General features: G+C 73.7%; 9 protein-coding genes. 6 read left to right on the top strand and 3 right to left on the bottom strand.

What is annotated here, in order from left to right:
• The first annotated feature begins 240 nt into the window (after positions 1 to 240).
• Entirely contained in the window at positions 241 to 2,598 is a 2,358-nt protein-coding gene (locus ACIWVC_RS11265) for a phosphoketolase (protein ID WP_396450118.1), read from the top strand.
• Positions 2,586 to 3,665, top strand: coding sequence for an acetate/propionate family kinase (locus ACIWVC_RS11270; RefSeq protein WP_396450120.1), 1,080 nt, complete (start codon positions 2,586 to 2,588; stop codon positions 3,663 to 3,665). Before ACIWVC_RS11265 ends, ACIWVC_RS11270 begins: the two co-directional genes overlap by 13 nt.
• 21 nt (positions 3,666 to 3,686) lie before the next feature.
• On the opposite strand, the gene ACIWVC_RS11275 is transcribed toward ACIWVC_RS11270, so the two are convergent.
• Positions 3,687 to 4,184: an Lrp/AsnC family transcriptional regulator gene (locus ACIWVC_RS11275; RefSeq protein WP_396450122.1), complete on the bottom strand. Its 498-nt coding sequence runs from the start codon at positions 4,182 to 4,184 to the stop codon at positions 3,687 to 3,689.
• Between the two features lie 104 nt (positions 4,185 to 4,288).
• Here ACIWVC_RS11275 and ACIWVC_RS11280 point away from each other — a divergent pair, with 104 nt between their 5' ends.
• On the top strand, positions 4,289 to 7,768 hold the full coding sequence (locus ACIWVC_RS11280; protein WP_396450124.1) for an indolepyruvate ferredoxin oxidoreductase family protein: 3,480 nt from the start codon (positions 4,289 to 4,291) through the stop codon (positions 7,766 to 7,768).
• A 3-nt stretch (positions 7,769 to 7,771) separates the two neighbouring features.
• Here ACIWVC_RS11280 and ACIWVC_RS11285 read toward each other — a convergent pair whose 3' ends face one another.
• Positions 7,772 to 8,584, bottom strand: a complete 813-nt coding sequence (locus tag ACIWVC_RS11285; RefSeq protein ID WP_396450126.1) for a DUF6338 family protein — start codon at positions 8,582 to 8,584, stop codon at positions 7,772 to 7,774.
• A gap of 217 nt (positions 8,585 to 8,801) precedes the next feature.
• Between ACIWVC_RS11285 and ACIWVC_RS11290 the strand changes: the two genes are divergently transcribed.
• Together ACIWVC_RS11290 and ACIWVC_RS11295 are read left to right on the top strand one after the other, a co-directional pair.
• The gene (locus tag ACIWVC_RS11290) at positions 8,802 to 10,040 is read left to right on the top strand and encodes a hypothetical protein (RefSeq protein WP_396454110.1); all 1,239 of its coding nucleotides are present in this window, start codon (positions 8,802 to 8,804) and stop codon (positions 10,038 to 10,040) included.
• The gene (locus tag ACIWVC_RS11295) at positions 10,037 to 10,579 is read left to right on the top strand and encodes a hypothetical protein (RefSeq protein WP_396449735.1); all 543 of its coding nucleotides are present in this window, start codon (positions 10,037 to 10,039) and stop codon (positions 10,577 to 10,579) included. The genes ACIWVC_RS11290 and ACIWVC_RS11295 overlap by 4 nt, the downstream gene beginning before the upstream one ends.
• Here the strand turns inward: ACIWVC_RS11295 and ACIWVC_RS11300 are convergent.
• On the bottom strand, positions 10,554 to 11,048 hold the full coding sequence (locus ACIWVC_RS11300; protein WP_396454111.1) for an STAS domain-containing protein: 495 nt from the start codon (positions 11,046 to 11,048) through the stop codon (positions 10,554 to 10,556). The genes ACIWVC_RS11295 and ACIWVC_RS11300 overlap by 26 nt on opposite strands.
• A 143-nt stretch (positions 11,049 to 11,191) precedes the next feature.
• Here ACIWVC_RS11300 and ACIWVC_RS11305 point away from each other — a divergent pair.
• The coding region (locus tag ACIWVC_RS11305; RefSeq protein WP_396449733.1) for a MarR family winged helix-turn-helix transcriptional regulator at positions 11,192 to 11,620 on the top strand (429 nt) is incomplete at its 3' end.

Raw genomic sequence — 11,620 nt, forward strand, 5'->3', positions numbered from 1 at the left:
CACCGGTTCGCTGGGGGGCGAGGCGGAGCCCGCGCCGGGAGACCGCCTCTGTAACCGGTCGACGTCCACCCTGTTAGCGCGGCGCCTCCGGTGCCGGGCGCCGAGACGCCCGGCACCGGAGGCGCCGGGACTTCCGGCCCTTTGCCCGCCGTCCCCTCCGTGATGGGCTCTCCGTGACGGTTGATCGCGCCGATGACGGGGACGTGATCTCCCGGTGAGATGACGGCGGAGGGACGTGCCATGACCGAGTCCGTGATGTCCGACGACGAGGTGCGGGCGATCGACGCGTACTGGAGGGCCGCGAACTACCTGTCCGTCGGGCAGATCTACCTGCTCGCGAACCCGCTGCTGCGCGAGCCGCTCACGCCCCGGCACATCAAGCCCCGGCTGCTCGGCCACTGGGGCACCTCGCCCGGCCTGAACTTCTGCTACGCGCACCTGAACCGGGTCATCAAGGCGCGCGACCTCGACATGATCTACATCATGGGGCCGGGTCACGGCGGGCCGTCGGCGGTCGCGAACGCGTGGCTGGAGGGCACCTACAGCGAGGTGTACCCGGAGGTGACGCAGGACGCCGAGGGCATGCGGCGGCTGTTCCGCCAGTTCTCGTTCCCCGGCGGCGTCCCGTCCCACGTGGCGCCCGAGACGCCGGGGTCCATTCACGAGGGCGGCGAGCTCGGGTACTCGCTCGCGCACGCGTTCGGGGCCGCGTTCGACAACCCGGACCTGGTCGTCGCGTGCATCGTCGGGGACGGCGAGGCGGAGACCGGGCCGCTCGCGGCGAGCTGGCACTCCAACAAGTTCCTCGACCCGGTGAAGGACGGCGCCGTCCTGCCGATCCTGCACCTCAACGGGTACAAGATCGCGAACCCGGCGGTGCTGGCGCGGATCCCGGAGGAGGAGCTCGTCCAGCTGCTCGACGGGTACGGGTACCGGCCGTTCCTGGTGAGCGGGGACGAGCCCGCGTCCATGCACCGGAAGATGGCCGCGGCGCTCGACCTGGCACTCGACGAGATCGCCGGCATCCAGCGCGACGCGCGGGCGGGGCGGACGTCCGAGCGGCGGCGCTGGCCGATGATCGTCCTGCGGTCTCCCAAGGGGTGGACGGGGCCGGAGGAGGTCGACGGGCTGCCGGTGGAGAACACGTGGCGGTCCCACCAGGTGCCGCTCGCGGGCGTCCGCGACGACCCCGGGCACCTGGCGCAGCTCGAGGAGTGGATGCGCTCCTACCGCCCGGAGGAGCTGTTCGACGCGGACGGGCGCCCCGCCGAGGCGCTGCGGGCCCTCGCGCCCGAGGGCGAGCGGCGGATGAGCGCCAACCCGCACGCGAACGGCGGCCTGCTGCTGAAGCCGCTCGTCCTGCCCGACTTCCGGGAGTACGCCGTGGCCGTCGACAAGCCGGGCACGACGGTCACCGAACCCACCCGGAGGCTGGGCTCCTTCCTGCGCGACGTCGTGAGGGCCAACCCGGACGACTTCCGCATCATGGGCCCGGACGAGACGGCGTCCAACCGGCTCGGGGACGTGTTCCAGGCGACCGACCGGGTCTTCGCCGGCGAGATCCTCCCGACCGACGAGCACCAGGCGCCGTCCGGGCAGGTCATGGAGGTGCTGAGCGAGCACCTGTGCCAGGGCTGGCTGGAGGGCTACCTCCTCACCGGGCGGCACGGGGTGTTCAACAGCTACGAGGCGTTCGTCCACATCGTCGACTCCATGTTCAACCAGCACGCGAAATGGCTGAAGGTGACCCGGCGGCTGCCGTGGCGGCGGCCCATCGCGTCGCTGAACTACCTGCTGTCGTCGCACGTGTGGCGGCAGGACCACAACGGCTTCACGCACCAGGACCCCGGGTTCCTCGACGTCGTCCTGAACAAGAAGCCCGAACTGATCAGGGTGTACCTGCCGCCGGACGCGAACACGCTGCTGTCGGTCGGCGACCACTGCCTGCGCTCCCGCGACTACATCAACGTGGTCGTCGCCGGGAAGCAGCCCGCGTTGAACTGGCTGCCGATGGACGCCGCGATCGCGCACTGCACGCGCGGCGCCGGCATCTGGGAGTGGGCGTCCACCGAGGGCGGCGGGGACCCCGACGTCGTGCTGGCCTGCGCGGGCGACATCCCGACCCTGGAGACGCTCGCCGCCGTCGACCTGCTCCGGCGGCTCTTCCCCGAACTGCGCGTGCGGGTCGTGAACGTCGTGGACCTCATGCGGCTGCTGCCGTCCACCGAGCACCCGAACGGTCTCGCCGACCGCGACTTCGACGCGCTGTTCACCACCGACAAGCCGATCATCTTCGCGTTCCACGGCTACCCGTACCTCATCCACCGGATGACGTACCGGCGCACCGGGCACGCCAACCTGCACGTCCGCGGCTACAAGGAGGAGGGGACGACCACCACGCCGTTCGACATGGTCATGCTGAACGACCTGGACCGGTACCACCTGGTGATGGACGTCATCGACCGCGTCCCGTCCCTCGGGGGGCGCGTCGCCCACATCCGCCAGCGGATGTCCGACCAGCGGCTGGCCATGCGCGCCTACACGCGCGAGTACGGCGAGGACGCCCCCGAGGTGCGCGACTGGACGTGGCCGTACTGATGCGCGTCCTCACGGTCAACCCCGGGTCGAGCAGCCTGAAGGTGAGCCTGCTCGACCCCGGCGACAGGGTCGTCGCGGAGGATTCGGGCGCCGGCCACGAGATGGCCGCCCTGACCGCCGGCATGCCGCGCCCCGACGCGATCGGCATCCGCTTCGTCCACGGCGGCACCGACTTCACCGAGCCGGTGCGCATCGACGCGGCCGTCACGAAGCGCCTGCACGAGCTGGCCGACCTGGCGCCGCTCCACCAGCCCGCCTCGCTGCAGGCCCTGTCGGAGATCACGTCGGCGCTGCCCGGCATCCCGGCCGTGGCGTGCTTCGACACCGCGTTCCATTCGACGCTGCCCGCGGCCGCCGCGACCTACGCGCTCCCCGCGGAGTGGCGCGAGCGGTTCGGCCTGCGGCGCTACGGGTTCCACGGCCTCTCCTACTCCTATGCCGCGCGCCGCGCGCGCGAGCTGCTCGGCGCGGCCTCGTCCCGGACGGTCATCTGCCATCTGGGCTCCGGCGCGTCCCTCTGCGCCGTCGCCGATGGGCGCTCGATCGACACGACGATGGGCTTCACGCCGCTCGAAGGGCTGGTCATGGCGTCCCGGGCGGGCAGCATCGACCCCGGCATCCCGCTGTGGCTGATCAGGCACGGGCTCGATCCCGGCGACGTCAACCGGGCCCTCGAACGCGACTCCGGTCTGCGGGGGCTCACCGGCACCGGCGACATGCGCCGCATCCGCGAACTGGCCGCCGGACGCGACGCCGGCGCCCTCGCCGCGCTCGACGTCTACCACCACCGCCTCCGCGCCTGCGCCGCCGCGATGACCGCGTCCCTCGGCGGCCTCGGCGCGCTGGTGTTCACGGGCGGTGTGGGGGAGAACGATCCGTCCGTCCGGATGCGCCTGGCCGAAGATCTGGCCTACCTCGGTGTTTCCATCGATCCCGGTCGGAACGAGGCGGTGAACGGCGACACCGAGATCACGGCCCCGGGCGCCGCGGTCCGGACACTGGTGGTCGAGGCCCGCGAAGACCTGGAGATAGCGACCGGAGTCCGCCGGGCGCTCGCCTCGAAGTAGCGCGTTCGGCGGGTCGGTGGTTCATGGGGTTCTGCGCTGGTCGGCCCGGGCCCGGCGCTCCTCGTCCTCCAGGAGGGGGCCTATGCGGAACGGGACCTGGTGGGTAAGGACGATCGAGGTCGTGCTGCGGCGGACGCCGGGGCAGGCGAGGATCGAGTCGATCACCTCGTGCAGCTGCTTGCCGTTCGGGGCCACGGCGCGGACCAGGAGGTCGCCCTGGCCTGTGATGCCGAGGACCTCGAGGACGCGCGGGATCGCCGACAGCGCCACGGCGGCCTCGCGCAGGCGGCCCTGCGCGACCTCCAGCGTGACCAGCGCGGTCAGTTCGAAGCCGAGCGCGCCCAGGTCGACCTCGCGGCCGCGGTGGCCGATGACGCCCTCGCGTTCGAGCCGCTCCACGCGCGCGTGCGCGGTGTTGCGGGCGATGCCGAGCTTGGCGGCCAGCTCGGTGATGCCGATGCGCGGCTGCTCCACGAGGCGGCGCAGGATCTGCAGGTCGAGGAGAGTGGTGCGGGTCACAATGCTCAGCTCCGGCAGGTGGGGCGGGTCCTGATTTGAGCAATCTGCTCAAGTATCGCCCCATCATCTTGCACACCGCTCAGTGAGGCGGGCTCAATGCAAGCATGAGCACCACCGTTTCTTCCTCTCCGCTCCGGGACAGGCTGGAGCTGGAACGCGGCCGGATCGCGATCGGCGGGGTCCACGCGCTCGTCCGGCTGCTGCTCGACCAGCGGCGGGCGGACGCCCGGCGCGGGTGGACGACCGCCGGGTTCGTGTCCGGCTACCGGGGGTCGCCGCTCGGCGGGCTCGACCAGCAGCTGATGCGGGACGCGGAGCTGCTGGAGGGCAACGACATCCGGTTCATCCCCGGGGTGAACGAGGAGCTGGCGGCGACGGCGGTCTACGGGTCGCAGCTCGCCGAGCACCTGCCGGGACCGCGCTACCAGGGCGTGTTCGGGCTCTGGTACGGCAAGGCGCCCGGCGTCGACCGGTCGCTGGACGCGTTCAAGCACGCCAACTGGCTCGGCACGTCCGAGCGGGGCGGGGTGCTCGCGGTGGTGGGCGACGACCCGTCCGCGAAGTCGTCCACGCTGCCGTCCGCGACGGAGGGCGCGCTCGCGGAGGCGTTCATGCCGGTGCTCGTGCCCGCGTCGGTCGGGGACGTGCTGCGGCTCGGGCGGCACGGGTTCGAGATGTCGCGGTTCAGCGGGGCCTGGACGGGCTTCAAGGTCGTGACCGACGTCGCCGACTCGCACGAGATCGTGGCGGCGGAGCCGGTGCCCGATCCGGTGATCCCGGACTTCACGTGGCGGGGGCGTCCGTGGAAGCCGACGCGCAAGCCCGGCGTCGACCTGAAGGGCACGACGGCCATCGAGGCGGAGGTGCTGCAGGGCCGGCTGCGGGCGGCGGCGGCGTACGCCGCCGCGAACGGGCTCGACCGGATCGAGGGGGCCGCGGACGCGGCCGTCGGTCTCGTCGCGGCCGGGCGCACCTACCTTGAGCTGCGCGAGGCCCTCGACCGGCTCGGGCTCGACGACGAGGCGCTGGCGCGGCGGGGCGTCAGGCTGCTGCGGCTCGCCCTGATCCATCCGCTGGACGGGGACCGGATCCGCGAGTTCGCGTCCGGGCTCCGCGAGATCGTGGTGGTGGAGGAGAAGCGCGCGTTCATCGAGACGCAGATCCGGGACGTCCTCTACGACGCCGCCGAGCGTCCCGCCGTGTACGGGAAGAACGGTCCCGACGGGGCCGGCCTCGTTCCGGCGGACGGGGGCCTGGACGCCGACCGCCTCACCGGGGCGCTGGCCCGGTTCCTCGCCGACCGGCTCGGCGACGAGCACGTCGATCTGCGGGACCCGGTGCTGCGGCCGCGCAAGCCCGCGATCAACCTGCTGGGGCCGGCGCGCACCCCGTACTTCTGCTCCGGCTGCCCGCACAACCGGTCGACGGTCGTGCCGGACGGGTCGATCGCGGCGAGCGGCATCGGCTGCCACGTCATGACGGTGTTCCAGGACCGCAGCATCGGCACGACGCAGATGGGCGGCGAGGGCGCGATGTGGGTCGGCGCGGCGCCGTTCAGCGAGACCGGGCACATGTTCCAGAACCTCGGCGACGGGACGTTCTTCCACTCGGGCAGCCTCGCCGTCCGGCAGGCCGTCGCCGCCGGGACGAACATCACGTTCAAGATCCTCTACAACGCGGCCGTGGCGATGACCGGCGGGCAGGACGCCGACGGCGGCTCGGACCCGGCCGCGATCACCCGGATGCTGCACGCGGAGGGCGTCGCGAAGATCGTCGTGGTGGCGGACGACCCGTCCCGCTACCCGCGCGGGACCGACTGGGCGCCCGGCGTCCGGGTCCGGCACCGCGACGACCTCGACGCCGTGCAGCGGGAGCTGCGCGAGGTCCCCGGCGTGACCGTGCTGCTGTACGACCAGGCGTGCGCGGCGGAGACGCGGCGCAAGCGCAAGCGCGGCCTCGCACCCGACCCGCAGACCCGTGTGCTGATCAACGAGGCGGTGTGCGAGGGCTGCGGCGACTGCGGCGTGAAGTCGAACTGCCTCAGCGTCGAACCGGTCGAGACCGAGTTCGGGCGCAAGACGCAGATCAACCAGACGTCCTGCAACAAGGACTACTCGTGCGTGGACGGCGACTGCCCCTCGTTCCTCACCGTGATCCCCGGCGAGAAGAAGACGCGGCCGCCGCTGCCGGAGATCGGTGAGCTGGACGAGCCCGGGACGCGTCCCGAGGCGGCGGACGTGCTGCTCGTCGGCATCGGCGGCACCGGCGTCGTCACCGTCAACCAGGTCCTGGCAACCGCCGCGCTGATCGACGGCCGGCACGCCCGCGCGCTCGACCAGACCGGGCTGAGCCAGAAGGCCGGCGCGGTCGTGTCGCACTTGCGGATCGGGGACGCCGACCGGGACCGCCCGGGCATGGTCGGCGCGGGCGGCGCCGACGCCTACCTGGTGTTCGACTCGCTCGCCGGGACGTCGGAGGCGAACCTGCGCCGCTGCGCGCCGGGCCGGACCGCCGCGGTCGTGTCGACCAGCGAGGTCCCCACCGGGCAGATGATCACCGACACGGCGGCGGCGCTGCCGCCGAGCGCGTCCCTCGTCGCGCGGATCGCCGAGCGGACCGACCGGGACCGGCTCGTCGCGCTCGACGCCCTCGCGCTCGCCGAGCGGTGGTTCGGGAGCACGACCACGGCCAACTTCGTCGTGGTCGGCGCCGCCTACCAGTCGGGGCTGCTGCCGCTGTCGGCGAAGGCGATCGAGGAGGCGCTCGCGCTGAACGGCGTGCAGGTGGCGGCGAACGTCCAGGCGTTCCGGGCGGGGCGGCGGCTCGTCCTCGAACCGGACTGGGCGGCCGCGCCCGCCGCCGCGGCCGCCGCCGCGCCCAGGCCGCTGGACGCGACCGCGCCGGCCGCGGTGAGCCTGGTCGAGGCGTCCGGCGCGGACGGCGAGCTGGCCCGCGTGCTGCGGATCCGCGTCCCCGACCTCGCCGCCTACCAGGACCTCAGGCTCGCCCGGCGGTACCTGGACGCGGTCATGCGCGTCGCCCGCGCCGAGCGGGAGGCGGGCGCGGACGGGCAGCGGCTCGCGGTCGCCGTCGCGCGCAACCTGCACAAGCTGATGGCGTACAAGGACGAGTACGAGGTCGCCCGCCTCCACCTCGACCCCGAGCTCGCGCGGCGGGTCGAGGAGCAGTTCGGGCCGGGCTCCACCGTGCGGTACATGCTGCACCCGCCGCTGCTGCGGGCCGCCGGGCTCGGCAAGAAGATCGCGCTCGGCCGGACGGCCCGCCCCGCGTTCCGCGCGCTGCGCGCCATGCGGCGGCTGCGCGGCACCCCGTTCGACCCGTTCGGCGCGACCGCGCAGCGCCGCACCGAGCGCCGCCTCGTCGCCGACTACCTGGCCGTGGTGGACGAGCTCGCGGCGGGCCTGGACGCGTCCCGGCACGACCTCGCCGTCGAGATCGCGGAGCTGCCGGACGTGATCCGCGGCTACGAGGACGTGAAGACCGCGAACGTCGCCCGCTACGAGGAGCTCCTGCGGGAGCGGCTCGCCGCGTGGCGCGCCGAGCGGACCGCGGACCGCGTGTGATGATCAGGTGATCGCGCTGGTCACCGCGCCGACCAGCGCGATCACCACCAGCTGCAGCAGGAGCAGCTTGGCCAGCGGGCGCGGTGCGAAGCGGTACTCGTAGCACTGCTCCACGAGGAGCTTGAGCTGGTCGGTGAGCCGCATCCGCGGCGCCGAATGCCGGGACGGGACGCCGCGCAGCGGGGCCGTCCGCGGCGGCTGCTCCTCCACCGGCCGCACCAGCACGCTCGCGACCGCCCGCGTCGGGACGACCATCCGCTCCCAGTGCAGGGCGTCCAGCGGCAGCGGCTTCCCGTGCCCGTCCAGCTGGAAGATCGGGCCGCACAGGGTGATGAAGGGCAGATCGTGCCCGCGCGCCGCCGCCTCGTCGCCGAGCAGCCCGCGGAACGTCTCGCCGCTGTTCAGCGTGACCTCCAGTTCGACGTCGCGGTCGGCGTAGTCGGCGCGCGCGGCGGCCGGGCGGGCGGGGAACGGGGCCGGCGGCCGGTTCTCCAGCCGGGTCAGCGCCGCGGCGGCGAGCGACGACAGGGTGAGCGACAGCGCGATGAAGCACGCCGCCGACCAGGCCGCCACGAGCGGCGAGCCGGCGTCCCCGTCCAGCAGCCGCCGCAGGTCCAGCACCGAGCCGCGGCCCAGCAGCCCGAGGACGATAAGCGTGGCGGTCGTGAGCAGCGTGCCGGCGACGACCACCCGGGAGAACCGCGGCGGCGCGTTCCCGGACCGCTCGCGGCGGCCGCGCACCAGGTCGAAGTGCAGCCCCGGGACCATCGCCAAGACCAGGAGCACGACAGGCACGACGAGGGAGGCTTCGGTCATGGTCACCCCAGCCCGGCATCGGGGGTCATGAGGTTCAGATCTTTTCAGTTGGACCTTGGAATCTCAATATCAAGACGGGCGTTTCATGATCCAATCGCGGGTGCCCGCCGCGGCCGCCCGGTCGAACCCGGCGCACGCGCCCGCGCGTATTCCCTGACGCGCCGGGGACCACGCCCGGCACCGGAGACGGCGAGGGTGACGTCCAGTGGAATCGGGCTTGCGGCTGACGGAGCGCTACCGGCTCGTGGAGCGCCTCGACGACGGCGGGACGATGGAGGTCTGGCGGGCCCGCGACGAGCTCCTCGACCGGCCCGTCGCGGTGAAGCTGCTGTCGCCCGCGCACGCCGGTCTGCACCCCGCCTTCCAGGAGGGCGTCAACCGCGCCGCCGGCCTGTCCCACCCCGCACTGGAGACGATCTTCGACAGCGACCGGACCCGGGACGCGTCCGGCCGGCTCGCGTCCTACGCGGTGACCGAGTTCCTGGACGGCACGACCCTCGCGGACCGGCTCCGCCTCGGCCCGCTCACCGCCTACGAGACCGCCGACGTGTGCGGCCAGGTCGCCGCGGCCCTGGCCGCCGCCCACGCGGCCGGCGTGACGCACGGCGACCTGCGGCCCGGCAAGGTCCTGCTGCTGCGCGACGAGGTCAGGCTGGTCGACACCGGCATCGGCGGGGTCGTCCGCAGCGCCCGCGGGTCCGCCGGGCACGGCGCCGGCGTCGCGCGGGCGCCGGCAGCCGAGAGCGAGGCGGCCGACGTCCGCGCGCTCGGCGCCCTGATCTCCGCGTGCGGCACGCCCGGAGCGTCCCGGGACCTGTCGGCGCTGGTCGCCCGCTGCCTGAGCCAGGAGCCGCCGTCCGCGCGGCAGATCGCCGACCTGCTGGCCGGCGAGGACGAGCCGCCGCGCCCGGTCTTCGGCGCGCGCCCCGCGGCGGCCGGCCCCGCCCCGCCGCAGCCGACGAAGACGCTGCGCCCGCCGCCGGCGCGGCGCCGGGGGCGCACCCGCCCGGACCGCCGCGCCGTGGCGGCGCTCGTCATCGCGATCCCGGCCACGGCCGCCGCCGCGATCCTCGTCTCGTCGCCGCGCGCGCCGGTCACCGTGCCGCCGGCGCCCGGCCGGACCGGGGCCCTCCCGGCGCCGCCGCCCCGGACCGGCGCGGCGGACGCGCCGCCCGCCGCCGAGCCGGCCGGGACGCGGGTGCGGGGCGCGCTCGGCCGACTGCGCCCGATCGTCAGCCGCGGCTACGCCTCCGGCGAGATCCGCTCCGACGTCGCCCTCGACCTCACCAACGTGATCAACAACCTGGAGAACGACCTCGGCTCCGACCGGAACGTCGACGTCGGCCGCCGGATCGCCCTCCTGCACGACAAGATCGACACGCGGCGGCGGGAGCGCGCCCTCACGCCCGCCCTCGCGGACGAGCTCAACCGCGTCCTCGCGACGATCCAGGCATGACCGCCGAACGGGATCCCGGGCAGTGGCGGCGCGAGGAGCTCCGCCAGTCCCGGTACGGCTTCCGGATCCCCTGGCTCGCGCTCGCCGGCGTGGCCGCGACGATCATCGCCGCGGCCACCCTCGTCGCCGGGATCGGCGACAACCTGTCCAGCCGGGACCGCTCCCCCGGCCCCCTGCTCCCGCTGCAGGCGGCGTCCCCGCCCCCGACCGCCGCGCCGGAGCCGCCGGACGGGGATCCGTCCTACCCCGAGCCGCCGGAGACCTCGGCCCCGCCCGGGAGCCGCATCCACGACGCGCTGCTGCGGCTGCGCTCCTCGGTGTACCAGGGCGTCGCCGCCGGCGACGTCCGCGACGACGTGGGCCTCGACCTCACGAACGTGATCGAGGGCATGCTCGACCGGCAGTGGTCGCCGCTGGACCGCCGCCGCGCCGACGTCGCCTACCTCCAGCACAAGATCGCGACCCGCACCCGCGAGGGCGCCATCAGCAGCGGGCGCGCCGAGAAGCTGCACCTCATCCTCGACGACGCGACCGCATGACCGCGGCGGGAGCCGGCCGGGTCTCCTCGTCCCGCAGCGAATCCGGCCGGCTCTCCCCGCAGTCCGTCGTATCCGCCGCGGGGAACGTATTCGCCGCGGGGAAGTCGTCACGCGCCCGGTGCAGCGCGGCGAGGGCCTCCGCCCGGTCGGAGGTCGTGGGGATCGTGCGGTTCAGCCCCGTGATCTGGATGATGCGGTTCACCGGCCCGCTGGGCGGGGAGAGCAGGCCGACGCGGATGCCGAGCGCTCTCGCCCGGATGCAGGCCCGGAAGATGGCGTCCACCCCGCACGCGGCGCAGAACCGCGTCTTCGACAGGTCGAGGATCAGGCCCCGCGGGCTCGAGTCGAGCAGCCAGAGCAGCTGCGTGCGGATCTTCTGGTCGTTGAGGAGATCGACCTCAGCGGGAAAAGTCACGATGTCGCAGTCGTCCGTCTGATAGACGTGCAGCACCGAAGTCGCCGGTCGCATCGTGGTCTCACCCCATCTCACTCGCCCCGCCCAATGTATCGTGGCACGATATGTTTGTCCACGGCGGGCCGCCCCCGCTTCCACCTGCCCGGATACGGCCGGTGAAGTAGCATCGGGGCATTACGGAACAGGGCTTTCATCCCATGGACGAGGTGCGCGTGCAGGAGCTCAGCCAGGAGGAGTTCACGGCTCTGCTCGCGTTCCGCACCGGACTGCGCCGCTTCCTCCGCTGGAGCGAGGTGGCGGTGCGCGCGGCCGGGCTGACGCCGGCCCAGCACCAGCTGCTCCTCGCGGTCAAGGGCCACGGCGCCGCGCGGCCGCCCACGGTCGGCGAGCTCGCCGAATACCTGCTGCTGCGCCACCACAGCACCGTGGAACTGATCAACCGGGCCGAGAACGCGGGCCTCGTCACCCGCGAGCGCGACCGCGACGACAACCGCATGATGCGGATCCGGCTCACCGTCGCGGCCGATCGCATCCTGGCCGAGCTGACCCGCGTCCACCTCGCGGAACTGCGCAGCCTCGCGCCGATCCTGGACCGGCTGAGCGCCGAGCTGAAGACCCTGGAGGAC

This window comes from Actinomadura sp. (genome assembly GCF_044508335.1).
Classification (GTDB): domain Bacteria; phylum Actinomycetota; class Actinomycetes; order Streptosporangiales; family Streptosporangiaceae; genus Spirillospora.